24 protein-coding genes are annotated in these 25,827 nt (G+C 54.1%); 9 read left to right on the forward strand and 15 right to left on the reverse strand.

The features are described 5' to 3' along the window. Positions 1 to 3: 3 nt before the first annotated feature. From AB0A83_RS00175 to aroG, 6 genes are all read right to left on the reverse strand, one after another. Entirely contained in the window at positions 4 to 696 is a 693-nt protein-coding gene (locus AB0A83_RS00175) for a cell division protein ZipA C-terminal FtsZ-binding domain-containing protein (protein ID WP_150045993.1), read from the reverse strand. Continuing rightward, positions 696 to 4,196 carry a chromosome segregation protein SMC gene (gene smc, locus AB0A83_RS00180; protein WP_367155081.1) on the reverse strand — a complete coding sequence of 1,167 codons (3,501 nt, stop codon included), beginning with the start codon at positions 4,194 to 4,196 and terminating at the stop codon, positions 696 to 698. The genes AB0A83_RS00175 and smc overlap by 1 nt, the downstream gene beginning before the upstream one ends. A 112-nt stretch (positions 4,197 to 4,308) precedes the next feature. Continuing rightward, on the reverse strand, positions 4,309 to 4,629 hold the full coding sequence (locus AB0A83_RS00185) for a hypothetical protein (protein WP_150045995.1): 321 nt from the start codon (positions 4,627 to 4,629) through the stop codon (positions 4,309 to 4,311). Further along, on the reverse strand, positions 4,616 to 4,849 hold the full coding sequence (locus AB0A83_RS00190) for a (2Fe-2S)-binding protein (protein WP_150045996.1): 234 nt from the start codon (positions 4,847 to 4,849) through the stop codon (positions 4,616 to 4,618). The genes AB0A83_RS00185 and AB0A83_RS00190 overlap by 14 nt, the downstream gene beginning before the upstream one ends. Positions 4,850 to 4,876: 27 nt before the next feature. Next, complete coding sequence (thiS, locus tag AB0A83_RS00195) at positions 4,877 to 5,854, reverse strand: sulfur carrier protein ThiS (RefSeq protein ID WP_150045997.1); 978 nt, start codon at positions 5,852 to 5,854, stop codon at positions 4,877 to 4,879. Positions 5,855 to 5,857: 3 nt separating this feature from the next. After that, the gene (aroG, locus tag AB0A83_RS00200) at positions 5,858 to 6,937 is read right to left on the reverse strand and encodes a 3-deoxy-7-phosphoheptulonate synthase AroG (protein ID WP_150045998.1); all 1,080 of its coding nucleotides are present in this window, start codon (positions 6,935 to 6,937) and stop codon (positions 5,858 to 5,860) included. A 94-nt stretch (positions 6,938 to 7,031) separates the two neighbouring features. On the opposite strand from aroG, the gene AB0A83_RS00205 reads away from it, so the two are divergent. Then, on the forward strand, positions 7,032 to 7,826 hold the full coding sequence (locus tag AB0A83_RS00205) for an RMD1 family protein (RefSeq protein WP_150045999.1): 795 nt from the start codon (positions 7,032 to 7,034) through the stop codon (positions 7,824 to 7,826). Positions 7,827 to 8,071: 245 nt separating this feature from the next. Here the strand turns inward: AB0A83_RS00205 and AB0A83_RS00210 are convergent, their stop codons facing one another. Further along, positions 8,072 to 8,584 carry a hypothetical protein gene (locus tag AB0A83_RS00210; protein ID WP_150046000.1) on the reverse strand — a complete coding sequence of 171 codons (513 nt, stop codon included), beginning with the start codon at positions 8,582 to 8,584 and terminating at the stop codon, positions 8,072 to 8,074. A 240-nt stretch (positions 8,585 to 8,824) separates the two neighbouring features. Here AB0A83_RS00210 and AB0A83_RS00215 point away from each other — a divergent pair, with 240 nt between their 5' ends. Continuing rightward, the gene (locus AB0A83_RS00215; protein ID WP_150046001.1) at positions 8,825 to 9,427 is read left to right on the forward strand and encodes a peroxiredoxin; all 603 of its coding nucleotides are present in this window, start codon (positions 8,825 to 8,827) and stop codon (positions 9,425 to 9,427) included. 61 nt (positions 9,428 to 9,488) lie between these two features. Here the strand turns inward: AB0A83_RS00215 and ampD are convergent, their stop codons facing one another. Continuing rightward, positions 9,489 to 10,037 carry a 1,6-anhydro-N-acetylmuramyl-L-alanine amidase AmpD gene (gene ampD / locus AB0A83_RS00220; RefSeq protein WP_150046002.1) on the reverse strand — a complete coding sequence of 183 codons (549 nt, stop codon included), beginning with the start codon at positions 10,035 to 10,037 and terminating at the stop codon, positions 9,489 to 9,491. 159 nt (positions 10,038 to 10,196) lie between these two features. Beyond that, complete coding sequence (locus AB0A83_RS00225) at positions 10,197 to 11,093, reverse strand: serine/threonine-protein kinase (protein ID WP_150046003.1); 897 nt, start codon at positions 11,091 to 11,093, stop codon at positions 10,197 to 10,199. 44 nt (positions 11,094 to 11,137) lie between these two features. Between AB0A83_RS00225 and AB0A83_RS00230 the strand changes: the two genes are divergently transcribed. The 4 genes from AB0A83_RS00230 to AB0A83_RS00245 all read left to right on the forward strand — a co-directional run bounded on the left by AB0A83_RS00230 (position 11,138) and on the right by AB0A83_RS00245 (position 15,202). Continuing rightward, positions 11,138 to 12,001 (forward strand): YicC/YloC family endoribonuclease, encoded by an 864-nt coding sequence (locus AB0A83_RS00230; RefSeq protein WP_150046004.1) that lies wholly within the window; start codon positions 11,138 to 11,140, stop codon positions 11,999 to 12,001. A gap of 241 nt (positions 12,002 to 12,242) precedes the next feature. Next, positions 12,243 to 12,482: an acyl carrier protein gene (locus tag AB0A83_RS00235; RefSeq protein ID WP_150046005.1), complete on the forward strand. Its 240-nt coding sequence runs from the start codon at positions 12,243 to 12,245 to the stop codon at positions 12,480 to 12,482. Continuing rightward, positions 12,479 to 13,750: a hypothetical protein gene (locus tag AB0A83_RS00240; RefSeq protein ID WP_367155082.1), complete on the forward strand. Its 1,272-nt coding sequence runs from the start codon at positions 12,479 to 12,481 to the stop codon at positions 13,748 to 13,750. The genes AB0A83_RS00235 and AB0A83_RS00240 overlap by 4 nt, the downstream gene beginning before the upstream one ends. Beyond that, a complete protein-coding gene (locus AB0A83_RS00245; RefSeq protein ID WP_367155083.1) occupies positions 13,751 to 15,202 on the forward strand; it encodes an amino acid adenylation domain-containing protein in 1,452 nt (483 codons plus the stop codon). Here AB0A83_RS00245 and AB0A83_RS00250 read toward each other — a convergent pair. Further along, the gene (locus AB0A83_RS00250; RefSeq protein WP_150046008.1) at positions 15,199 to 15,741 is read right to left on the reverse strand and encodes a hypothetical protein; all 543 of its coding nucleotides are present in this window, start codon (positions 15,739 to 15,741) and stop codon (positions 15,199 to 15,201) included. The two genes, AB0A83_RS00245 and AB0A83_RS00250, sit on opposite strands and share 4 nt — an antisense overlap. A 298-nt stretch (positions 15,742 to 16,039) precedes the next feature. After that, positions 16,040 to 16,807 (reverse strand): class I SAM-dependent methyltransferase, encoded by a 768-nt coding sequence (locus AB0A83_RS00255; protein ID WP_367155084.1) that lies wholly within the window; start codon positions 16,805 to 16,807, stop codon positions 16,040 to 16,042. A 91-nt stretch (positions 16,808 to 16,898) separates the two neighbouring features. Between AB0A83_RS00255 and AB0A83_RS00260 the strand changes: the two genes are divergently transcribed. Further along, the gene (locus AB0A83_RS00260) at positions 16,899 to 17,678 is read left to right on the forward strand and encodes a helix-turn-helix transcriptional regulator (protein ID WP_150046010.1); all 780 of its coding nucleotides are present in this window, start codon (positions 16,899 to 16,901) and stop codon (positions 17,676 to 17,678) included. A 178-nt stretch (positions 17,679 to 17,856) separates the two neighbouring features. Then, positions 17,857 to 20,466 carry a hypothetical protein gene (locus AB0A83_RS00265; RefSeq protein WP_367155085.1) on the forward strand — a complete coding sequence of 870 codons (2,610 nt, stop codon included), beginning with the start codon at positions 17,857 to 17,859 and terminating at the stop codon, positions 20,464 to 20,466. A 19-nt stretch (positions 20,467 to 20,485) separates the two neighbouring features. On the opposite strand, the gene tadA is transcribed toward AB0A83_RS00265, so the two are convergent. From tadA to AB0A83_RS00285, 4 genes are all read right to left on the reverse strand, one after another. Beyond that, on the reverse strand, positions 20,486 to 20,968 hold the full coding sequence (gene tadA, locus AB0A83_RS00270; protein WP_269473516.1) for a tRNA adenosine(34) deaminase TadA: 483 nt from the start codon (positions 20,966 to 20,968) through the stop codon (positions 20,486 to 20,488). 32 nt (positions 20,969 to 21,000) lie between these two features. Continuing rightward, positions 21,001 to 21,981: an L-threonylcarbamoyladenylate synthase gene (locus AB0A83_RS00275; RefSeq protein WP_367155087.1), complete on the reverse strand. Its 981-nt coding sequence runs from the start codon at positions 21,979 to 21,981 to the stop codon at positions 21,001 to 21,003. A gap of 64 nt (positions 21,982 to 22,045) precedes the next feature. Continuing rightward, positions 22,046 to 23,173: an anhydro-N-acetylmuramic acid kinase gene (locus AB0A83_RS00280; protein ID WP_232056725.1), complete on the reverse strand. Its 1,128-nt coding sequence runs from the start codon at positions 23,171 to 23,173 to the stop codon at positions 22,046 to 22,048. Then, positions 23,160 to 24,407, reverse strand: coding sequence for a peptidoglycan DD-metalloendopeptidase family protein (locus AB0A83_RS00285; RefSeq protein WP_232056726.1), 1,248 nt, complete (start codon positions 24,405 to 24,407; stop codon positions 23,160 to 23,162). The genes AB0A83_RS00280 and AB0A83_RS00285 overlap by 14 nt, the downstream gene beginning before the upstream one ends. A gap of 187 nt (positions 24,408 to 24,594) precedes the next feature. Here AB0A83_RS00285 and tyrS point away from each other — a divergent pair, with 187 nt between their 5' ends. Next, positions 24,595 to 25,794, forward strand: coding sequence for a tyrosine--tRNA ligase (tyrS, locus tag AB0A83_RS00290; RefSeq protein WP_232056727.1), 1,200 nt, complete (start codon positions 24,595 to 24,597; stop codon positions 25,792 to 25,794). Positions 25,795 to 25,827: the final 33 nt, after the last annotated feature.

The raw sequence follows: 25,827 nt of genomic DNA on the forward strand, positions 1-25,827 counted from the left end.
ACCTCAACGCCTAGCCAGCATTTGCCGGAACTGCTCTACGGTGTCCGCAGTCAACGGTTGTCTTTGATTATCCCAGACTACCCCGTCCAATTCGGTGGCTAATATGTCTATGGTTTCGACGAAATCGTCGAATACCGCCAAGGGATTGTCGACCTCCCGCGGCTGCATGTAGAACACGATGCCGGGGCAATAAAATTGTTCGATGTGACTATCCGGAAAGGTACCCGGCTCTACCATGCTGGCCACCGCGAAATCGACCAAGCGGTTTTTATCGACCCGTTCGAATACTCTAACGCTACCGTATTCCAAGCCGGCCCGCTCGAAGGCGTCGTACAAGTCCACGCCGTTAAAGCCTTCGTCGGCGCGAGCGACGATGCTGAATTCGATCAAAGCCGGCAAGGTGGTTTTGGCCGGGCTTTTTTGCGCCTCGGGTTTCGTGGCCGGTTTGTGGTTGGGTTTGATCGCCTCGTCGTCCAGCAAGCCGTCGCCGTCCACCATCACTTCGCCGGGAAACAGATCCAGCTCTTCCTCTTCGTCCTCGTCGAATACGTCCGGGCCGCTGTAATGCGGATCGTCGAAATAGTCGTCGGCTTCGCGCCGTTCCCGCAGCGATTTGAAGAAATGCCAGATCAGCATGCCTATCATGACCAGCAGGCCGATCAAAATTATCACGACTCGTAGTAGTTCTTTGTCCATCAGCTTTCCGCCATGCTCACCGCTTCGTCAATATCAACTGCCACCATGCGGGATACCCCCGGTTCCTTCATGGTAACACCTGCCAAATGTTTTGCAATTTCCATTGTGACCTTGTTATGGGAAATGTATAAAAACTGAACGGTGGCGGACATGTCCTCCACCATTTTGGAAAACCGTACCACATTGGCGTCGTCCAAAGGCGCGTCGACCTCGTCCAACAAGCAAAACGGCGCCGGATTCAATTCGAAGATGGAAAACACCAGGGCCACCGCAGTCAAGGCCTTCTCGCCGCCGGACAACAAATGGATCGAGCTGTTGCGCTTCCCCGGCGGACGGGCGATGATGTTGACGCCGGCTTCCAGCAAATCGGTTTCGGTCAGCTCCAAATAGGCTTGGCCGCCGCCGAACAAACGAGGAAATTTTTCTTGCAAGCCGCCGTTGATTTTATCGAAAGTTTCCTTGAAACGCTGCCGGCTTTCGCGGTCGATTTTGGCTATCGCCTGTTCCAAGGTGTTCAGCGCATCGACCAAATCGTCGTGTTGCTCGTTCAAAAACTTCATTCTTTCGGATTGGCTGCGGTATTCCTCAATCGCGGTCAGGTTGATCGAACCGAGTTTTTCCAGTTGCTCGACCAAATCGTCCAAACGGTTTTTCCAGGCAGGTTCTCTAGCATCGGCCGGCAGGTTTGCCAAAAGCGCTTGCGGGTCGGCGTCGATTTCGTTCAGCTGTTCGGCTGCGGTTTGCTGGCGTACTTTACTGTCTTGTTGTTCGAACCGTACTTTATCCAGGGCTTCCTTCTGTTTTTCCAAGGCTAACTGGGCCTCGTGCTGTTGGCGGGTCAGTTCGCCTATGCTTTGCTCGGCGGCTTGTTGTGCCTGCCGTTGTTGCGCCAGACCGGCCTCGAATTGCTGTTTTTGCTCCAGCAACCGGTCCAGCTGCATTTTTTCGTCGTCCAACGGCGTCAACACGGTTTCCAATTTATGCTCCAGCTCGGCGATGCGGTCGGCCGATTGTTGGTGCTGGTGCTGTAAACGTTCGATTTGTTTTTCGGTCAACACTTCCGAAGCCTTTAGGGATTCGATTTGCGCGTGCAAGCGTTGCAAGTGTTGGCGCGCTTCCTGAACGGAGGCGTCGGTGTCTTGTTGTTGGGACTGCAGGCGCTGATTTAATTGTTCCAGTTCCAATCGTTTGTCGCCAAGTTCGCTGAGTGCGGCTTCGGCTTCTTGGCAAATCAAAGTCGCTTCGGCAATCGCTTCATTAATTTCGGCCAAATGCTGGCCGACTTCTTCGATTTCGTGATCCAGTTGTTGCAAGCGGCGGGTTTGTTGTTCCAGGCGCGCCGATTGGGCGCTGAATTCGGCGCTTTTTGCCGAATACTCGGCGGCTAATATTTTTTCCCGCTGCCGGCATTGCTCGCACGCGGTTTCGGCGGCTTTTAACGCCTGCTCGTTATGCTCCAGCCGCTGCTCGTCGTCCTCTATGGTTTGTTGCACTTCGTGCTGGTATTGCTTCAACTCCCTTAGTTCCTTTTCTCGGTGCAATACGCCGGCTTTGCTGTCGCTACCGCGGCTGATCTTTATCCAGTTACTTCCTAGCCACGTACCGTCGGACAAAATCACCGATTCGTGCGCTTGCAGTCGCATTTGTCGGGCTTGCGACAGCGACTCGGCGCAATACACGCCGCTTAACAAACCGGACACATCCCAGCGGCTGCGGAGCTTGCCGGCCAGTGCCGTGTCCGGTTGGACTGCACCGGCGACCGGACTGCGGGTTTCGAACAAGGTTAAGGATTGTTTGCCCAGCGATTCCAGCGCCGGCAATACCTCGTCGGCATTGTCCAGACAAACGGCCTCCAACGAACTGCCGAGCACAGTTTCCAGCGCCGTTTCCCAACCTTCCTCGGCCTCCAGGAATTCGGCCAAGCGCGGTTGCTGCGCCAAGCCGACTTGAGTTAACCAAGCCGCCAGTTCCTTTTTGTCCTTACCCATCGCATGTTGCTGCAACAGCTCCAAAGAACTGATTTTGCCGTTAACTTTTTGTAGTTCGGCGCGGCGGTCGTGCAGTTGCTCGTGCAATTGTTTGATGTGCGGACGCAACTCGGCAATGCGGGCCAACGCGGTTTCGATTTGGCTGTGGACGTTGCCGCGTTCGATTTCTGTCTGTTCGATGTCGCTTTCCAAGCTTTCCAATTCGTACTGTAATTGACTGTCATCAATGGCGTGACGTTCGCCCAGCAATTTATCCAGGCGGGTTTGCAATTGCCGTTGTTGATTTTGCCATTGTGCCAGTTTGGCGCGCTGCACTTCGACTTGTTCGCGGTAGCCGGCGTTCTCGGCCAAAAAGTGCTCCCATTGTTGTTGCCAACGCTGTTTTTGCACTTGCGCGTCCTGCTGCAAATCCAATAAATCTTCCTCGCGTTGTTTGGCAACGATCAGGGTTTCTTCCGCTTCCAGCAGGGTTTGCCGGATTTCTTCCAATTGGGCGCGATCCGAGGCGCAATCGTCTTGAGCCTGCTCGGCTTGCTGCTTCAGCCGCCGGATTTCCAGCAGGGTTTCCTCGTGGTTTTTTTCGTTATGTTTAATCGCTTGTTGCAAGCGGCCGACTTCGCCGACGATGGCGTAATATTCGGCCTGGGCGGTGTCCAGTTGTTGTTGCTGACCTTTTTGTTCGCCGCGTTTCAGTTCGATGGCTTTTTCGGTGTCGCGCAACAGCATGAACAAGCGGTTATGTTCTTCGGCAATGCCTTGCAGCTTGTCTTCCAGCTGTTGGGCGTTGCGCTGGAAGCCGGCCCAGCGCATGGCCAGTAATTCCTGTTTGGTTTGCCGTTCTTGGCGTTTCAGTTCGGTGTACTTCTCGGCTTTTTCGGCTTGTTTAGCCAGGTTTTTGATTTGTTTGTCGACTTCCTCGCGCAAGTCGTTCAAGCGCTCCAGATTTTCCCGAGTATGGCGCATGCGGGTTTCGGTTTCCGCCCGTCTTTCCTTATATTTGGAGACTCCGGCGGCCTCTTCGATGTGCACGCGTAAATCTTCCGGTTTGGCCTCCACCATCCGCGAAATCGTACCTTGTTCGATGATGGCGTAGCTGCGCGAACCTAGGCCAGTGCCTAAAAACAAATCGGTGATGTCTTTGCGCCGGCAACGCGAGCCGTTCAGCATGAACAAGGATTGGCCGTCCCTACTGACCTGGCGCTTGATGGAAATCGTGGCGTATTTGGCGTATTCGCCGCCGGCCTTGCCTTCGCTGTTGTCGAACACCAGTTCCACCGAAGCCACGCTGACCGGCTTGCGCCCGGACGAACCATTAAAGATCACGTCCGCCATGTTGCCGCCGCGCAAATGTTTGGCCGAGCTTTCTCCCATGACCCAGCGCACCGCGTCGATGATGTTGGACTTGCCGCAACCGTTGGGGCCGACGATAGCGGTCAAATTGCCGTTAATCGGTATCGTGGTCGGATCGACGAAGGATTTGAAACCAGAGAGTTTGATTTTTTCCAGCTTCATGCAGTCGGAGCGGATTCGGGAAAACTTTACACAGCCGCTTATTATCGGCGAAATAGATAATTGAATGCGAAGGATTTTAGTCAGCGAGCGGCGGTGATGGCTTGCGAATGCTTTATTCGGCGAATTGTCTGAGGCGCTTTTTTGCCGCTTCGGCAAATTCCGAATCCGGCTGCCGGGCAATGATACGCTCCAGTACCGGCTGACTGGGTGACTCCAGCATGGCGATGGCGCGTAAGCGTACCGACGGGAAATGTGCGTTCAAAGCCGCTAATTCGGTCAAGTAGCGGTTGCTGGATTGCAGCAATTTCAGCATCACCAGTTCAGGGTTGGCGGTAAACAGGTCGCGGACCAATTCACCGTATTGCTCTTGCAAACGGATTAGCTCGCGCCTGTCGAGTTTCTTCGGTTCGGTCGGATCGTCACAGCAGGCCACGACTGCGATTTCCGCTTGCACAATTTCGGTTTGCTTGCGCTTCTAGCAACTGCCGTACCTCGAATTCGCAACCGCCGCAGCCGGAACAGGCACCGGTGATGCGTGACAAGCGCTCCGGATCGGTTACACCCTGGTTAAGCAGATGTTCGATCTGCACGTCGGTCGTACCGCTGCAGGCGCAAATCACTTGAGATTCCTGTTCGGGGAGGGCTACCGTCATGTTCGGTCTATCGGAGCGTGGAGAATCTTATAAAAACAAGCCGTCGATGGGCGAAGACGCGGAAGCGAAGCGCTTGCGCGGCATGCGCCCGGCCAGAAAGGCTTCGCGGCCGGCTTCTATGCCTTTTTTCATTGCCGATGCCATCAGCACCGGGTTTTTTGCCGCCGCGATAGCGGTATTCATCAACACCCCGTCGCAGCCCAATTCCATGGCAATCGCCGCATCGGAGGCGGTACCGACCCCGGCGTCGACCAAAATCGGCACTTTGGCGTTTTCGACGATGGTTAGGATGTTGTAGGGGTTACGAATCCCCAAACCGGAACCGATAGGGGCCGCCAGCGGCATGACCGCTACGCAGCCGATCTCTTCCAAACGCTTGGCCGCAATCGGGTCGTCGTTGGTGTAGACCATCACGTCGAAACCCTCTTTGACCAACAGCTCGGCGGCGACGTAGGTCTCTGCGACGTTGGGAAACAAAGTCAACTGATCGGCTAACACTTCCAGTTTGACCAGATTGTGCCCGGCCAATAATTCGCGCGCCAAGCGGCAAGTGCGCACCGCGTCTTCCGCACTGTAGCAACCGGCCGTATTCGGCAGTATGGTGTATTTATCCGGCGGAATCACATCCAACAAATTCGGCTCGTTAGGGTTTTGGCCAATGTTGGTACGGCGAATCGCCACGGTGACGATTTGCGCTCCGCTCGCTTCCGTGGCCAAGCGGGTTTCTTCTAAATCCTTGTATTTGCCGGTGCCGACCAATAAGCGCGAGTGGTACGCTTTGCCGGCCAGCATAAAGTGATCGTCCTGACCGCCGCCTATGGCTTGCACGATTTCCAGCCGGTCGTCGTTTTGCAGCCGCTGCTCGGAGTGCTGGGTAAACGGCAAGATTTCCTTGTTGTACTCCACCGCAATGCGTTTACCGCTCAATCCCAAATCGGCAATGACGTCGGCGACGCTGCAGCCTTCCGCATAGTCGCGCCATTCGCCGTTGACTTGTATCTTCATCGTTTAACCCTTTCTACGGATGGCGGCCCGGCGCTGTTGCACCGCTACCGCCAATTCGTTCAATAATTTAACGCTGTCGTCCCAGCCCAAGCAGGCATCGGTAATGCTTTGTCCGTAAGTCATGGGTTTACCTTCCTCCACGTCTTGCCGGCCACCCACCAAGTGACTTTCCACCATGGCGCCGATGATACGGCTATCGCCGTTGGCAATCTGGCCTGCGACGTCTTGCGCCACCAACATTTGCCGTTCGAATTTCTTCATGCTGTTGGCGTGGCTGAAGTCGATCATAATGTTGCTCGGCAAGCCGGCTTGCTGCAGGCCGTCGGCCACTTGCTCGACACTGACTTCGTCGTAATTCGGCCGATTATTGCCTCCGCGCAGGATGATGTGGGCATCTTCGTTGCCGCGCGAGGAAAAAATCGCCGTGCGGCCTTCTTTGGTGACGGATAGGAAATGATGCGGACTCATCGCGGCATTGATCGCGTCTATGGCAATTTTGACACCGCCGTCGGTGGCGTTTTTAAAACCGACCGGGCAGGATAAACCGGAAGCCAACTCCCTATGCACTTGGCTTTCCGTGGTTCTCGCGCCTATGGCCCCCCAGGAAATCAAATCCGACACGTATTGTGGGGTAATCAAATCCAGATATTCGGTCGCAGCGGGCACGCCTAGATCGTTGATATCCAACAATACCTGGCGAGCCATGCGCAAGCCTTTGTTGATGTTGAAGCTGGAGTTCAAGTCCGGATCGTTGATCAAGCCTTTCCAGCCTACCGTGGTCCGAGGTTTTTCGAAATAAACGCGCATGACGATGACCAAGTCGTCCTCCAGCGAGGCTATCATGGTTTTCAGTTTGCCGGCGTATTCCACCGCGGCTTTAGGGTCGTGAATGGAACACGGGCCGATAATCACCAGCAAACGATCGTCTTCGCCGCTCAATATTTTGTGTATCGCTGCCCTGGCGCGCAAAATGGTGTTGGCAGCGGTTTCGGAGATCGGAATTTCTTCGTGGACTTGAATTGGCGGAACCACGTCCTTGGTTTCGCAAATTCTAAGATCATCGGTGTTATAGTTAGTTGGCATGAGGTATCTAGCGATAAACGCGCACGATTCGAACAAAAGCGTATTTTAACCCTTTTGCCGGACGCTGTTACAAACTAATACGGTAGCCCACCCAATGGCGGATGACAGGTTAATCAAACACTGCCTGACGGTATGTCTGGCGCAATCTTTCCGATTTACGGCGTTGCGGGAAAAGTTGCTCGACGTCGCCAGAACCCAGATATTTCGCAACGCAGTCATCGTCGATTTTAAAACCGGTTGCTCCATTGTCTTTGCTTACGGCGTGGTTGTGCACTGGAACGTTGCATTAGACGAACGCCGCGCCTTGCAGGAGGTTTTGCTCGATTACGCTGAACGCCCGGACGCCGACCCGCAAGAAGACGCGTTCAGTTACGAAATAGGCTGCGAACACGACAGAATCCAGCACGACCATATCGAATTACAATCCGGCGACGTCAAAGTGTTACTGGCCTTGTCGCATGCCATGGCGCAATCAATCAAACTGGCGGCTTTCGAGGGCAACGCCCTGGATACCATCCACGCCACCAGCCATCTGCCGGAGTCTTTGGCGCGAGAAGGCACGATTAATTTAAACCGAAAAACCATGGCCAAAATTCGCGGTCAGCTGTTTTTGACCAAAAGCGACATTATTCTGAATTTCGATTTATTGGATATTCCGGAATTTTTTTGGGAGCACCCGGAATACCAACACATCTATTCGATGGCCGCCAATTACCTGGAAATCCGCCAGCGCACCGACGTACTGTCCAAGAAGCTGGAGACCATACACGAGCTGCTGGAAGTATTGGCAGACGAGCAAAAACACCAGCATTCTTCCGCGCTGGAATGGATCATCATCTGGTTGATTGCGGTAGAGATTATTATGTCTTTATTCGACAAAATGGTGTGAATGCCACTCTGTCCCGGCGGGCAATGGTGAGGTCGGTGCCTATCAGCCTGGCATTACAAATACTGTAAGCACAGGCTGAGCGCGTATAGGCTTTTGGCCGAGGTATTGCAATCGCTACTGACAAGCGCTGCGTAAAAACGGAGCGGGTAGTAGCGTTTTTTGTTGTAGCTAAATACACGAGTTCGATTTCTCGAAATCAATATTTACCGCGTTACTGTCTATTGATTCCCTTCAGTTCCAGCCCATTAGGACACGGCATTAAGATGCTCGTTTTCGTAAAGCCTTAATTTTTTCCAGTTTGCAAATTTGCTGTCGTCGAAATAGGCATCGTGATCGATAGCATGCTCGTAGCAGCTGCGGAACAAGCGCGCAGTGCGAAACGCGTGCAGTTCGTCGTCTGCCGTGACGGTCTGTACGTTGCCGACCTGGAAGGTTTTATTACGGGATTTGCCGTCTTTAACCCAGAACACCGTATAACACAGATAGCTTTTATCTTTGCGGTGATCGAATTTGATGGTCCTGGATACGCCGGTAACTCCGGTGGTGGTTTTGTTTTTTGGGGGTTTCAGAAAGCGAGTTTTACTACCTTTCAACACGACCAACATTTGGTCGCGCCAAGTAATGGCGGCTTTAAGCGACTTAGTCTTGCTGCCCCATAGCTTGTGAGAGAAGTAGCGGCTGCTTTCTTTGCCGCGCCGAACAATGCGAACCTGATAACCGAAGGCATCGGGTTCGGTAATATGCTTCACTTTTGCCATATACGTTAACCCTGGTGATAAAAAGCCTACACGATGTCCTGAATATCCCAAACACCGTCCGTTAGTCATGTAAGCGATTGATTACAAGTTAACGTGAATTTGTCAGCTGCGCAAGTTTAATTTACAAGGATTGCTGGATTAATCCCTACTATTTTCGTGTAGAATAAGTTGTCGACCTATCCGATAGGCGCAGTTATAGTTATAACCCTTTGTTTTTCAAGAACTCTATGGAGAAGATCAATGAGCGTTTTAGTAGGCAAGCAAGCACCCGATTTTACAGTTCCAGCTGTTTTGGCTGACGGCCAAATCGTCGATTCGTTTACTTTTTCCGAAGCGACTCGCGGCAAATATGCGGTAGTTTTCTTTTATCCGTTAGACTTTACCTTCGTCTGCCCTAGCGAATTGATCGCATTTGACCATCGCATTGAAGAATTCACCAGCCGCGGTGTAGAGGTCATCGGCGTGTCCATCGACTCTCATTTCACTCACAACGCATGGCGCAACACTCCGGTCAACCAGGGCGGTATCGGTCCTGTCCGTTACACATTGGCGGCGGACATGACTCACAGCATCTGCAAAGATTACGACGTAGAATCAGCCGGCGGCGTTGCGTTCCGCGGCAGCTTTTTGATCGACAAAAACGGCATGGTTCGCCACCAAGTAGTTAACGACTTGCCGCTGGGCCGTAATGTCGATGAAATGATTCGCATGATAGACGCCCTGCAATTCCACGAGGAGCACGGCGAAGTCTGCCCGGCAGGCTGGAACAAAGGCGATTCCGGAATGAATGCCAGCCCGGCCGGAGTAGCCGATTATCTAAGCAAAAACGCCGATAAACTGTAAGCGTTACGCTTAAATAATAGTTGCAAGGCGCACGGTTTCGACCGCGCGCCTTTTTTATGGCTTAAGCACGGTCCAAACCGGATAAGTAGCGCGGCCAATCGAAAAACGGCCCCGGATCTTGTTTGCGGCCAGGGGCAATATCGCTATGACCGGCTATGTTCTGTTTGCCGATAGCCGGATAACTTGCCATTATGGCTTTGCTTAGCTCTATCAGGCTGTCGTATTGCCTGTCGGCAAAGCGCCGGTTGACCGAGCCCTCCAATTCTATACCGATAGAAAAATCGTTACACCGTTCGCGCCCGCGATAGCAGGAGAGCCCGGCGTGCCAGGCGCGGCGATCGAACGGCACGAATTGAGTCAGGCTTCCGTTTCTTCGAATCAAAACATGGGCAGACACGCGCAATGCGTGAATTTCGGCAAAATAGGGATGTTGCTGCGGGTCTAAACGGTTGAGAAAAAGTTGGTTGATATATGGTCCGCCGAATTGTTCGGGCGGCAGGCTGATGCAATGAATGACCAATAACGAAATATCGCCGGGATTGGGCCGCTCGTCGCTATTTGGGGACACTATTCGTTCGGCTTCCTCTAGCCAATGATGTTTGATGTCCATAACCGATCTTCAATAGTTTGTATTGTCCGATAGGCTGTTGCCCGGTTTATCCTGCGTTCAGCCCTGACATGCGAATCGTGACTGACGATTTTTCTCTGCCGGAATGACAAAATTTCCTGCCGGTGCGGAATATTTCGGGAAGTCGTTTTGACGAGACCCTTAGCCGTCCAAGGCCTTTTGCAATTCGGCTACGGATTGCGGGCGTTCTTGCGGCTGGACGGCCATGGCCCAATCGATGGCTTTCAACAAATATTCCGGATATTTGCGTTTAAAGGCTTTCACCGCAAGCGGTAATTGATCTTGTTTCAGCCTGTCGGTCGACGGTGGCGGTAATTTGGCATCCAAGCAGACACGCATGCTAGCCCCTATCGCGTATATATCCGACCACGGCCCTAACAAACTTTGATTATCGTATTGTTCGATAGGCGAAAAACCTGTGGTCAATATCTTGGCTTGGCGCGGCGAACTCTGCTGAGGATATTTGCGGATGGCACCGAAATCCAGCAACAGCGGGTCATTTTCCGCCCGGATCAAAATGTTGGCCGGTTTGATGTCCAAATGAATGAAACTGCGGCTATGAATCACGGCCACGCCGTTTAACAATAAGCGAAACACCTTCAGCAAAAACTCTTCGGAAATAGCTAGTAACCGTTTTTGCAGGATCTTGTCCAACGTGATGCCGTAGTCGTAAGTCATAACCATGTACACCGTGTCGTTGGCTTGAAAAAAATTGATGACTTCGACGATATTCGGATGCTTCAAAGTAGCCAGTACCTTGGCCTCTTCGAAAAACAACGAGCGACCGCGCATAAACATCGGCCGCATTTCTTCGCTGTTAGGCACCACCAAGTTGTTCCAAGTGCGGTGGGCTAATTTGCGCGGCAAATATTCCTTGATGGCTACCTGCACCTGGTCTTGTATTTGCCTAGCCAGATACACCGAACTGAAGCCGCCGTGAGCAAGCTCACGCTCGACCATATACTGATCTATAATGGTGCACGGCTGCAGGTAATTCCACTGCTGCGGATAGGTTTGCGGATCGTAATATTCGGCCATTCTCAATGTAAAGAGCGGGCATTCCCAGCGATTATAGGTGAAAAATGATTAGAAGCATGACAGCGTTTGCAGACGGCCAAATTACTGTCAACAACTTGACGATTTTGTGTGAACTGCGCTCTGTCAATCACCGCTATAACGACATCAGTGTAAAGCTTCCAGATTGCCTGCGTTTTGCGGAACTCGACATTCGCCGCTTAATTTCCGACAAATTAAAACGCGGCAAAATTGAATGCGGTTTAAGCTTTAAAAAGCAGCCGGGCAATCAAAACTTCAATATCGACATGCAAACGGTCGGCAATCTGATGGCGGCCGCCGCTAAAATCGAAGCGGCCATGCCGCATCCGGCCCCTTTTTCCGCGCTGGAGGTGTTGCAATTTCCCGGCATTCAACAGGAAAACGAAATCGATAAAGAAACCTTAAAGCAAAGCGTTGTTACCCTGTTGGACAACACCTTGGAACAAATGCTGGACACCCGGACCAGGGAAGGCGTTCAGCTTGCCGCGTTGATCGGCGAGCGCTGCGAAAAAATCGCCGAACTCGTGGAATTCGGTCGTAAACGCATGCCGGACGTGCTCAGCAACCTGCGCAGCAAATTGGTCGGCCGGATTCAAGAATTGGTGGCGGAACCCAACTTCGACCGCCTGGAACAGGAATTGGTATTGCTGGCGCAAAAGCTGGACGTTGCCGAAGAACTGGATCGCTTGCAAGCGCATCTCGCCGAAGTGTTGCGAGCCTTAAAACAAAACGAACCCATGGGCCGCCGCTTGGATTTTTTAATGCAGGAAATGAATCGGGAAGCCAACACCCTAGGCTCTAAATCTTCCGATCGGGAAATGACGCAAATATCCATAGACTTAAAAGTTCTGATCGAGCAAATGCGTGAGCAAATTCAGAACATCGAGTAGCGTTCCATAGCGTTTATCCGGGTATCAACCACCCGCCACAAGCCGCGTAATTCGCGGCTTTTTTATGCCTATCTGTTTCATATCATCCCAGGGAGGCGCATAATTAATGGGCACCAACAACAGAAAAATGTGTTTTTTATTGGTGCCCCCCCTGGAGGTCATTATGAGCGTTTTGCTAAAAACGCTCTGGTTCGTTGTTGGCGTAGCCGATTATTTTTAATGCTTTAAGCTACAGAGCACTATGAAAGCACAACTGAAACAGTTCATATTTTCCGAGCTGATTTATCACGAAAATCCGGACGCCTTCGGCGACGACGACGATTTGCTGGCGGCCGGCCTGGACAGCATGGGCACCATGCGTCTGGTCATGTTTGCCGAACAGGCCTTTGGGGTTTGCTTGCCGGATACCGAAATCGAACCGGACAACCTGCGCAGTTTGAACACGTTGCAACATTGGATCATGCGGGCCAAACCGGCATGAGCACCAGCTTGGCTTTCAATCCCGCCGATTATTTCACCTACGTGTTTGATCAGGAAATCCGCTCTGCCGGCATGCCCGGCGGCTACTGCGGATTTGCGCTGCACTTGCAGGCGACGCCCGATTTACAGCTATTGCAGCAACGACTGGATCTGCTGGTGGAACGCTTTCCCAAGGTCAGCGCGGAAATTGTCCGGCAAGGCAAACGCCAGGTTTGGCAAGCCAACGGCAAGCGCATCGCACTTCAAGTGGAACAATGCCGGGCCGGGGAAACGCTGCTGCAACGCATCGTCGAGATTTTCAACCGCTGCCCGGACCAGCCGCTCAGCCTGTTTTGGATCGCCGATGGAGTAGCCGGCAGTTTGTTGTTCAACTGGAACCATCCGCTTTTGGACGCGCGCGGCGCCAAAATCGTACTGGATTTTTTAACTTCCGATCAACCGGAACGGTTTTTCGAATCCGGTTCGCTGATCGCCGCCAAACTGGCGCAATGGAGTTGGCTGAAGAAACTGGGCCTGCTGATCAAGGCCAAGCGCCACAACCAATTGGCCAATAGCGTGGATAGCTGTTTGCCGACAAAAGCCGAATCCGGCCCGCAGCGCCTGGAGGTGCTGATACGCCGCTACGATCGCGAACAATCGCAAACCGTCGCCCGGCTGGCGCAACAACATACCGGTTTAGCCGGACGGACTTTGTATTATCTAGGGTGTTTTATCCGGGCAATGGAATTGGAAGGTCCGCCGGCCGTCGGCGAAGGCTACTGTATTCCCTATGCTTTCAATTTACGCCGGCAACATGCACCGACGCCGGTATTGGGCAACCACGTCGGCTGCCTGTTCGCCCGCGCCAGCCGGTCGCAAGCACGCGACCGGCAAGGTCTGTTTGCCCACCTGTTGGCCGAGCACCAACGGGCGGTACGCGACGAATTGGACATGGCTTATTTGCCGCTGATGTGGCTGGGGCAATGGCTGCCGCCGCCGCGTTACGCCAAATTGCTGCGCAAACAACACAGCGGCAACGAATTGAGCTCGCTATGGTTTTCGGACGTCGGCGATTTGACTTGGGGCGATAAGGGCTTTTTAGGCATTCCGGTAACCGGCATGACGATGCTGTGCTGGATGACCTTGCCGCCCGGCCTGGCATTATTGATCGGATACGTGAACGGCGAACTGAGTTTGTCGTTCAACTATCTGAAACCGGCGGTAGACGCTGGCTGGCTGGAGCGCGTTGCCAACCGGATGGAAGCCGAGTTGTTCGGAGTCGATGTCTAAATGTTGCTGCAAGGCTTTATCGCACAATGCCGGCTGCGACCGCAGGCCTGTGCTTTGCAAGAGGGCGAACGCCGTTTTAGTTATCTCGAGCTATACCAGCGCGCACAACGACTAGCCGGAATTTTACAAGCGAAGGGCGTCGGCCCGGGAAGCCTAGTGGCAATTGCCCTGGAGCGCGGTATAGACGCCAGTGTGGCGGTGTTCGGCACCTTGCTGAGCGGCGCGGCTTATCTGCCGCTGGATTTGAACAGCCCGCCGCAGCGGCTGGCTTTCATCTGCACCGATTCGGGCGCCACGCTTACCCTCGGAAATACTGCGGCACCGACTTGGAGCTGTGCGGATCGTTGGCTGCAGCTATCTGCAAGCGCAGAAGCCGAATTCAAACCGACGCCGATCCGGCCGGACGCGTTAGCCGCGGTGCTGTATACCTCAGGCTCTACCGGCCAGCCGCGCGGCGTCGCACTCAGCCATTCGGCGATAGGCGCTTTTGCCGACTGGGCGACCAAGCTGGTCAATTTAGGCCCCGGAGACCGCATCGCCGGCAGTGCGCCGTTGTTCTTCGATTTGTCCACCTTCGATTTGTACGCAGTACTGTGCGCCGGCGCCTGCCTATGTTTCGTGCCACCGGGGCTGACGCTAAGCCCGGCCCGCTTGAGCGCCTGGTTGGCGCAGACCGGCGTGACCGGCTGGTACACGGTACCGGCATTGCTGAGCTTTCTGGCTTATAAAGGCAATCTGGCCGATACGCCGTTACCAGCTTTGCGGTTTTTATTGTTCGCCGGTGAAGCCTTTTCTCCGCCGGCTTTAATCGCTTTGAGCCAAGCTTTGCCGCGGGTGGAATTGTTCAATTTGTTCGGCCCCACCGAAACCAACGTCTGCTGTTATTGGCAGGTACAAAGGTCGCGCCTGCAAGCGGATCAAGCGATACCGATAGGTGTGGCGGCAGCCGGTTGCAGTCTGCATATCGAGCAAGACAACGGCGAATTGTGGGTACGCGGACCAACCTTAGCCAAAGGTTATTGGCAAGCGGGGCGTTTACAACCCATGTTGAATTCCTTAGGTTGGTACCAAACCGGCGACAAGGTGAGCCGGCAGCACGGAGAATTGCAGTTTCACGGCCGCTTGGGGCGGATGTTGAAATGTTCAGGCTATAGAGTGGAGCCGGCCGAGCTGGAAGCCGCAGTTTGTAGCGTTCCCGGTGTAGCCGCTTGCGCGGTGGTCGGTTTGCCGGACCTTACCGCCGGGCAACGACCGGCCGTGGCATGGGTATCGGCCGGCGCCGACATCACCGCCATTCGAGAAGCCTTGAGCCGGCGACTGCCGGCCTATATGCAGCCCAGCCGCTTCATACGGCTGGACGAGTTACCGCGTTTGGCCAACGGTAAACTGGATTATGTGGGCTTAACGGCGCGGTTCCACGCGGATACCCTGCCGAAACAGCCGGCCGGCTAAAATTCGCCGGCGCTACGGAATTTGATCACGCCGAATTCTTCGATGTCGGTGCTGGTGAAATACAGGGTGCCGGACAGTGATTTGGGCGTCAACGAGCCTTTGTTCAATTTGGCTTTGCCGACCGCATAGATTTGTGCGCCGGACAAGGCGTGCACGCCGGTCATCATGAACGCGCCGGTTGGATCGACGTTACCGGTCAGCGTAGTAACGGCGCCGTCCAAATGGGTTTTCAAGCGCCAACTCCGGTTGGAGTCGTAATACAAATAGGCGACTCCCTGATCGTTATTATCCAAATAGATATCGCAAAACGAGTCGCTGTCCTGCGTGGCTTGTATGCAATGGGCTGCCTTTTTGGCGTTGAATTTGCCTACCGGCGGCTTGACTCCCGGATTGACTAACACGTCGTTTTGCACCACGTAACCGGACAGCGCTTTGATCGTGAATTGCGCGTTGACCGCCGTTTCCGCGCTATGCGCCGATGCGCCGACAACCGACAGCGCACAGGCTGCAAACAATTTGCAAACAGCATTGACAGTCATGTTCCACCCCCATTTTTAAGTGTTGTTCGTTTACCTGTAAGACCATAGTCATATTTTGGTCGGCAATCGATAACGAAGTTGCCGACCGAAAGCGCGACCGGCTCATTCAAACACTGCTAACCTACTGACCAAAAAAGATTTTACGCCTTCGATCTCGTTCTGCAAAATGACTATTGAACTGCGAGTTTAGCGGAACTCGACATACCCGCAGCCATTGATCCGTTTTCGCGTTTGCCCCATCGCCCCACGGCGGCGGCTCCTGCACCTGCTGGCCGCCGCCGAGCTAAAGTAGCCGGCTTCAAACGGTTGTCGCGGCAATTAACGCAGTGTCCACCCAAAAATTGCCGTCCCGGTCGATGCGAAAATAGTCGGCAACTTCGCTACTGCAACATTGCTGCAACGAGCGAATCGCCTGGCCATGCAAGGGATCGGCATTCATCCGCTCCAACCACGGAGTAAATTCCATCTGTATTTTAAAACCGATGGTTTGCTGGGTTCCAAAGCCGGCTTGTTGCAAAAACGTCAGCCATTCGTCCAGCGCCAAGTCGCGCACGTGCGACGGATCGCGCAGTAACTCCATGGTTTGCAGCCAGGTATCCAGCAAGGCCGAACCCGGGCTGATTACATCTACGATGACGGCCGATCCGCCCGGCTTGAGAACGCGGCGCATTTCCCGCAACCCGGCCGCCAAGTGCTGCCAGTGGTGCGCGCTGTAGCGGGTAACGATAATGTCGAAAGTCGCATCGGCAAACGGCAATTCACTTGCCGATCCGATTTGCGTAACCAGATTGTCCAAGCCGCTAGCTTGGGCTTGTGCGGACACTTCGGCCAACATTTGGCGGCTCAAATCGTAGGCAATCACTCGACCGACTTGCGGCGCCAAGCGCAAAGCGACATGACCGGCACCGCAGCCGACGTCCAACACACTAGCCTCAGGGCGCTTGGCCACCAGTTCGACCAGTTTGTCCAAGTCTTCGCCTTGGACGTGGACGCTGCTTTGTCGATAAGCTTGCGCTTTCGAGCCGAATTGTTGAGCGACTAGGGTTTGGTGCGATGCGTTTGACATGGGATGCTCCTCGGTTAATCAGTGTGGGACTATTGTTTCCCTGCCGGTAAACCGGTACAAGAGCCTGTTTTATACTGGTATAAAAGCTACCATGACAGAATCCGATCCTAGACGCTTGCTAGCGGCTTTCGTGCGCGCCCACCGCGAGCAACTAAGCGCTCCCGCCAACTCCGCCGGACGCCGCCGGACCCCGGGCTGGCGCCGCGAAGAAGTCGCTGGCGCCGCTGCCGTTAGCGTGACTTGGCTTACTTGGCTGGAACAAGGGCGGGAGATAGCCGTATCGCCGGCCGCTCTATCCCGCTTGGCGAACGTATTGAGATTGAGCGCAGCCGAGCGCGCCAGCTTGTTCGATTTGGCCGGCAAGCGCGATCCGGAGCTTTTGGCGGAACCGCAAGCGGATCTTTTGCCGGATTTGCTCGACCTGCCGGCTCAATTCGCCGGGCCGGCTTATCTGTTGGATGCCTGTTGGACTGCCAGGGCTTGGAATCCGGCGGCGGCGGAGTTATTTGCCGGTTGGCTGGATGCGGACAGCGGCGAGCGCAACTTGCTGCGCTTTGTGTTTTTAAATCCCAAGGCCCGGCAGTTATTGGCGGATTGGCCGGAGCGGGCCGCACGGCTTGCCGCCGAATTTCGCGCCGATTTTAGCCGCCAACCGCGACACGCGGCCATGCAAGCCTTGATAGACAATCTTGGCAACGACAGTGCGGACTTCGAGCGGTTGTGGCGCGATCAGGCGGTGTTGAGCCGGGAAGGCGGCGAGCGCCGTTTCGTGCATCCGGTTCACGGCGCAATGCGTTATAAGCAAACCACTTTACTGGCCGCATTGCAGCCGGATTGCAAACTGGTGTGTTTGCTGCCGGTGCGAAGCTGAGCTTATCCGGTATTACCGCCGCTTTCGCCGTTTACCTGCCTGAATTTATTGGGAGCGGGTCCGCTTGCCAAGCGCATCGGCGTATCCGGTAAATTGCCGATCACTGTTCCGCGCTTGGTCAAGATGGTATCGTAAGCTATAAATATACTTTCTACTTTGTGAAAACGATCGAATACTAATGAAAAGCCTCTGTATTACCGGCGCAATGCAAGAAGACCTCGAACTCGTCGCTAGCACCTTTGCTCAAGCCGGGATGGAAATAGTTAAAGCCGCGCGCCACGACCCAAAACTAACCATGGCGTTTTGGCATCGGCAAGTGCTCGCTGCAAATTTCGAACAAACCAAAGCCTTAAGTTCAATAGACGCACCGGGACGTTTGTGGGAGCAGTTGGCGACTGAAGTTTTCTTGACCAACATCGACGCGCCGGTGTGCGGCTGGGCTGAAAGCGACAGTATTTGGCTGTTGGATTTTTGGGCGCAGTTCGACCCGCACATCAAGTTCGTGTTGGTGACGACTACGCCGGAGCGTATGGTGGCTCAATTGGTCAGGTCGGCAAACGATATAGCCACGGTCGGCAAGATTGTGGACGATTGGTCGAAACGTCACCAGTTGCTGCTTCAGTTTTTCCATCGTAACCCGCAACGCTGCCTGTTGCTGGATGCCGCTCAATGCCTGCAGCAGCGCTCGGCACTGGTTGAGGCTTGCCGCTCGCGTTGGCAATTGCCGCTAAATGCCGCGCAACTGGAAGATTTGCCGGTCAACGAAGAGGAAAGGGTGGCCGGATTCCTGGCCCAGCAAATCTGCGCGTCCTATCCGCAAACCGCGGAATTGCGCAACGAACTATCCGCCAGCATTTGCGCACTCGCGCCCGGCCAGACGGCGGCCGATCCCTGGATCAGGATTCCCATCGAACAAGCCGTTAGCGATTACAGGAAGTTGCAGGATCGCTCCGAGGAATTGGAAAAACAGCGAGTGCTGGTCGCTCGGTTACAGACGGTCGAGTCCGAAAATCAGCAGTTAACTAGCTCGCTGCAACAAAGTTCTGCAAACGCGCAAAAACTGGAAGCGGAGCTGTCGCGCAATCAACAAGCAAACGAGTTGCTCCTGGAACAAGTACAACAGGTTCAAGAAGAACTGAAAAATCAGTATTTGGAGAATAACAGCCTGGGTAGCCGACTGGCGGAAGCCGATAAAAAGCTCAACGAGCACAACCATCGGCTAACCGAAGCCGACAAGAAAATCGAGGAGCACAAACACCGGCTGACCGAAGCCGACAAGAAAATTGAGGAGTACAAACATCAACTGGCAAACGCCAACAAGAATATCGAGGAGCATATTCGCGTTGCGCATGAGCATAAGCAGCATATCAGCGAGCAACAAAAGCATCTTGCTCACTTGAATCAGTCTAAGGCCGCGCTCGAAAAGACGATCGAGCAGTTAAGTCACGACAAAAAACAACAGGCCGATGCCGCAGCGGACTTGCAAAAACAGATTCCGCTATTGAACGAGCGCATCGAAAAACTGCAACAGGAAGCGCAAACTTTCGCCAAGCGGCGGGGCGAGTTGGAAAAACTCAATCAACAGCTGACCAAAGCCAAACAAGAGGGCGAACACGAGGCCAAGCTGTTGATGATGCAACTGCATCAGGTCCAAGAGGAATTGGAAAGCTACTTCCTGAAAAACCAGGAGCAGCAAAAGCAGCTCAAGGCCGGCGAAGAACGCTGGAAACGGATGTTGCAACGCTACCCGGACTATTGCGATTACCGATCTATCGACGTCGCGCAAAAGAACGCCGACGATCCGAGTACGTTAGTATGGTCGATAGCCGATTTGGATGCCGCCGGGCGAATCAACGAAAAAGTGGAAATAGAGACTAGTGTATACGGCGGCGAATTGGAATTACGTTTAAATCGGCAAGGGTCGGCCGACACCCCGTTGAATCGTTGGCCTTGCGCCGCGATGAACGACGCTTGCATCGTATTTCCGCCGATATCGAAACTGGCTCACGACCCCAAGGCAATAGCGACCATCTTGGACTTGGGCCCTAGCGATTGTAAATTTATGCTAGTGGTCTTAAAGCAACTCTTCAAGCTGTTGGAGTCTGCCGCAATGCAACAATCCATCGGTTCAGCAGACCTATTGCGTGCGTTACAAACCGGCTTAGCGCAATGGTTGGAAGCCATTGAAAAATTGGCCGTGACGCTACGCTACGATAACGTGTATCTGAAACGAGAGCAGGTCAATCCGGACTACGAACATTTGTGGCTGACTTTCGAGCAAATTTCGTTCAACGGCAAGGAATGTGCGAATTTTGACTTCCGCCTGGCTTGCGCGCAAGTCAGACCGGGCCACTTCGGCACTCATCCCAAACTGGAGTTTCCGCCGGTTGAAAACTGCGCGCTACTGGATTCTTGGTACGAGGAATCTTACGACGATTTCGGCGGCAAATTGGAACTGAGATTCGCCTTACCGAACGCGATGGATCTGGGGGTTTGGCAAAACCTGTCCAGCCATGATCAAGCGTTTATCGGCAGCCTGTTAGGCCGTTTGCCGGATATTCTTGCCGCCATGCAGCAAAAAAATAGTTCCATCCGCAGAGCGTGGGAAGACTGGACGGCGATGGCCAAGGACATGCAGAGAATTTACGCTTATTGCATCAATGCCGCAGCTCAGCAATCCGCAGCGGCCGAGCCTACCGCTACTCCACAAGCCGGATCGGCGAAATCGGTTGGGACCGGACCGAAAAAGCCGGCGAAATCCGCCCCGGTGTTACGGCGGACCCGATAGGTTCGATAAATCTTTGCGGTTAGCGGCGGGCTTTGAAAAACTCGATCAACAGCTCGCCGCAGCCAGCCGCTAACACTCCGCCTGTCCAATTTAACTGATGATTTAAAAACGGCGCGTCACTCAGTTGCAGCGGCCCACAAACTGCACCGCGTTTGGGATCGAACGCGCCGAACACCAAACGTCTAACCCTGGCGTGCATGATGGCGCCCATGCACATCACGCAGGGTTCCAAGGTGACGTATAGAGTACTATCGACTAGGCGGTAATTGTCCAAACGTTGCCCGGCTTGTCGCAAGGCCATAATCTCGGCGTGCGCGGTCGGGTCGCAGGTTTGAATCGGCTGGTTCCAGCCCTCCGCTACGCACTGGTTTGCCAAAACCAGCACGGCACCGACCGGAACCTCGCCGCGTTGTTCGGCCCGTTGTGCCAAACGGATGGCATGGCGCATCCAAGCTTCATCGTCGCTATTCGGGTCCGGTGACGCTGTGAGCGATTGAACTATTTTTGGTCCGGCGCAACGTGTTAAATCGGCCGTCATACCGGGGAAACCGCCGTGGCTTTGCTCAAGCGGTCCAACACCGCGTGCCAGGTTTCGTCGTCCGGCGGGCTTTCGATCAAAATGAGGTCGCAAGCTGAATTGTCCAACTCGCGCAATGCGCCGTATAAAGCCTGCTCGTAGCGATCGGACACTTTAGGCAGGCGCAGAATTTGTGCGTCGCAGGCTTGGTAGGGATTGTTTTCGAACAATAGTAGGGCCAATTTATTGCCGGCCTTGCTCAGTGCTTGCGCGCTGGCCGGCAATTGTTCCGTGGCGCACAGATAAGCCAGGGTATTGGGGGCGTAATGCACGGCCAACATGCCCGGAGCTCTGACCGCATGCTGGGATTTTAGCGTTACCGGTTGTTGCAGCACGGTTTCGAGTTCGCTGCGAGTAATGCGTCCCGGCCGCAACAAAACCGGTTGGGAAGCACTTAAGTCGATGATGGTGGATTCCACCCCAACGCTGCAAGGGCCGCCGTCCAAGATGCAATCGACCGCGTCGCCGAGTTCTTCGGCCACGTGAGCGGCAGTAGTAGGGCTAACCCGGCCGAAACGGTTAGCCGAAGGCGCGGCGATGCCGCCGCCGAATACGCGCAGCAACCAAGCGGCAACCGGGCTGCCCGGTACTCGCAACGCTACCGTGTCCTGGCCGCCGGTTACCTCCATGGGAACCGAGGCTTTTCCGGGCAAGATCATGGTTAAAGGTCCGGGCCAGAATTCGGCAGCCAAACGCCGGGCGCTATCCGGAATTTCCCGCGCCCAGTCCTGCATTTGCGTGGCGTAGGCGATGTGCACTATCAAGGGGTGGTTGGCCGGTCGGCCTTTTACCTCGAATATTTTGGCGACTGCGGCAGGATTGGCTGCGTCCGCCCCCAGACCGTAAACGGTTTCGGTCGGCACTGCGACTAATTTTCCCTGGCGCAAGAGTTCTGCGGCGGCTTGGATTGAGTTGGAATCAACAGGAATCGGTTTCAAAGCGGTACGGTTTCTAGCTAAAACCTTATTTTAAAACGATAACGCGAAATCGCCGTACAGAAATCTACGATGCTGGAAAGGCCGGGTAAATTCCGCCCAAAACGGTCGGCGCGGCGGCACCGGTCACGCTGCACAGATTGCCCGGCAAGCCGTGCAGGGTTTGTCTGGCTAACCAGGCGAACGTCATGGCTTCGACATAATCCGGGTCTACCCCGAACTCGGCGGTCGATACAACCGGCATCGCTAATTGTTCGGTCAACATAGAGACCAACAACGGGTTATGCACGCCGCCACCGCATAGCAGAATATAAGCGCTGGCCGGTGCGTACTCGACAATCGCCCGGCTTATGCTGGCGGCGGTCAATTTGCACAACGTGGCTTGAACGTGTTCCGGCTTAAGGTTGGAGAATGCGGCGATTTTGGTTTGCAGCCAATCGCCGGAAAAATACTCGGGCCCGGTGCTTTTGGGCGGGGCCAGGTCGAAGTAAGGATCGTCGAGCAAATGTTGCAATAACCGGCTATCGACGCCACCCTGCGCGCCCCATTGGCCGCCGGCGTCGAATGCTTGTCCTTGATGCTTGCGACACCAGTAGTCCATCAGGGTATTGCCGGGGCCGGTATCGAAGCCGATCACGCCGTCGGGCCGCAAGATGCTGAGGTTGGCAATGCCGCCGATGTTCAGCACTGTGATGGTTTGGTCCGGTTTGGCAAACATGGCACTATGAAAAGCAGGCACCAAAGGTGCGCCTTGTCCGCCGGCGGCAATGTCCCTGCGCCTGAAGTCGGCGACCGTGGTGATACCGGTTATTTGCGCTACACGGTTGGGGTCGCCGATTTGCAGGGTAAACCCGTATTCGCCGTCAGGGGCATGATAAATGGTTTGCCCGTGGCTGCCGATCGCGGCAACCGCGCCGGCCGCAACATCGGCTTTGTCCAGCAAGGCCAATGCGGCTTGCCCGAACAATTCGCCCAATTGCGCATCCAGCGTGCCGTATTCTTGCAACGACACGCTACCATTAGGTTGGCAAAACCGGTGTAATTGCTGTTGTAACTGTACGGTAAAAGGTTGATAGAAGCTGGCCAGCAAGCGCGGGATGCCGCTGCTAAAGTCGACCAGACCGGCATCGACACCGTCGATGCTGGTCCCGGAAATCAAGCCGATATACAGTTCGGAACGCTTAGTTGCGGGCAAGCTGAGCTTCGCCTTTAGCTGCTTGCAATTGCGCCAATAATGGTTGGGCCTGCGATTTGAATTTAGCCAGCAAGCTGCTATCCATCGGTAGGTTTCTCGGCAATTTGGCGGTGACCGGATTAACATGCTGGCCGCCGATCCGAAATTCGTAATGTAAATGCGGGCCGGTCGCCAACCCGGTTTTGCCGACGTAACCTATGACCTCGCCTTGGCTGACCTTACCGCCCAATTTTTGTCCGGAATGAAAGCGGGACAGATGAGCGTACAAGGTCGAATAGTTTTGCCCGTGCTGAATTTCCACCACGTTGCCGTAACCGTTTCTAACCCCGCGAAACACGATCTTGCCGTCGCCCGTGGTTTTGACCGGTGTGCCCACCGCCGCAGAATAATCCACGCCTTTGTGCGCCCGTATCGTGTTCAGAATGGGATGTTTGCGGTGCAGATTGAAATGCGAGCTGATTTTGGCAAAGTCCATGGGATTTTGCAGAAACGCCTTGCGCAAACTGTTGCCCTCCGGCGTGTAATACCCGGTGTGGCCGTGGTTGTCGGTAAAGCGCAACGCGGTATAGGTTTTGCCTTGATTGGTAAACTCGGCGGCCAAAATGTCGCCGGTATCAAATTCCTGACCGTCTACGTACAGTTTTTCGTAAACCACGCTGAAGCGGTCGCCGTCTTGCAAATTCAGAGCGAAGTCAATGTCCCAGGCAAAAATATCGGCCAGTTTCAGGATGATTTTTTCGGAAAGCCCTGCGCCTAAACCGTCTTCGAATAACGAAGAATGGACTTCGGCGGCCGCGCTGCTGATTTGATGATCGACTTTCTTGCTGAACAGCTTTACGTCGAAGCCGTCTTCCATGCGGGTGGCGACCAGGGTTTCGAACGGGTTCTTCGCGTAGGTCAATTGCTCCAGCTGACCGTCGGCGTCGACCGTGGCGACGACGTCTTGTCCGGGTAGCACATCGGCAAATTGTTTGCCGGCCGCGTTGCTGTGGACGATTTTATGCAAATCTTCCGAACTTAAATTCAATGTGGAAAAAATCGTGGAAAGATTTTCCCCCGCTCTGACCGTATGCTCCATGTCTTGAGAAAATTCGGCCGCCTGACCGGGTGCCGGCGGACTGACGATATTGGCGTATTGGTTGACCTTGGCCGAGATCAGTCGCTCTTGTTCGAGCGCTTTAGAGTTATCGAAAGACTTGTAAGGGATGAGTCCGTAACTTGCACTCGCGGCCACAACAGTGCAAGTGCTCAATAGCACTGTTTTGAGAATTCTGTTCTGCACAGCAATCACACTTCAATGTTAGTTCGATTCCATTGTAGGCAATTTTGTCGCGCATGGCGAATGCGGCGGGGAAATTTGTGCTAAATCGGTAAACTGTTACTTTATAATGCAGACAAGAAATTTGTTTGGGGAGAAGACCTTGTCACAAGAAATCTTGGCGCAGCTGCGTTACGGCGCTGACGAGCTGTTGCTGGAAGCCGAATTGATCAAGAAACTGGAAGAAAATCGGCCTTTGATCGTCAAAGCGGGGTTCGATCCTACCGCGCCGGATTTGCATTTCGGCCACACCGTGCTGATCAACAAGCTCAAACAATTCCAAGACGCCGGCCACAAGGTGCAGTTTCTGATCGGCGATTTCACCGCGATGATAGGCGATCCGACCGGTAAAAACGTCACCCGCAAACCCTTGAGCCGGGACGAAGTGGCGGAAAACGCCAAGACCTACCAGGAACAGGTATTCAAAATCCTGGACCCGGATAAAACCGAAATCCGCTTCAATTCGGAATGGATGGGCAAACTATCCAGTGCCGAGATGATACAACTGGCGGCCAAACATACCGTCGCGCGCATGCTGGAGCGCGACGACTTTCACAAACGCTACAAAAGCGGTCAGCCTATCGCGATCCACGAATTTTTGTACCCTTTGATACAAGGCTACGATTCCGTGGTAATGAAAGCGGACGTAGAACTCGGTGGTACCGATCAAAAATTCAACTTGTTGATGGGCCGCCACTTACAGGAATCGGAGGGGCAAAGACCGCAAGTAGTGTTGACCATGCCGATTCTGGAAGGTCTGGACGGCGTGCAAAAAATGTCCAAGTCCTTGAACAATTACATCGGCATTTCCGATCCGCCTGACGATATGTTCGGCAAAATCATGTCGATATCCGACGAATTGATGTGGCGTTATTACCAGTTGCTCAGTTTCGAAGCGATGGCGGACATCGAATCTTGGCGTAAGGCTTGCGATGGCGGCGAAAATCCGCGCAATTTTAAAGTCAGATTGGGCCAGGAATTGGTGGCTCGTTTTCATGGCCACGCCGCCGCGCAAAAGGCCTTGGAACATTTCGAGGCGCGGTTTCAGCGCGGGGCTATTCCGGACGAGATGCCGCATATAGAGCTACAGACCGGCGAAACCGGCATGGCAATCGCCAACTTGCTCAAAGAAGCCGGCTTAGTAGCCAGCACGTCGGAAGCCATTCGCTTAATCAAGCAAAATGCGGTGAAAATCGACGGCGAAAAGGTGGAAGACGGCAAATTGGCAATCTCGACGGCAACCACCCACGTTTACCAAGTCGGTAAACGTAAATTTGCCCGGATTGCGCTGATCGGAAATTAGTTTTCGAATGCTTTTCTCATCCTGCTTCAGGCC

It is taken from the genome of Methylomonas sp. HYX-M1 (assembly GCF_040741385.1).
Lineage (GTDB): Bacteria > Pseudomonadota > Gammaproteobacteria > Methylococcales > Methylomonadaceae > Methylomonas > Methylomonas rhizoryzae.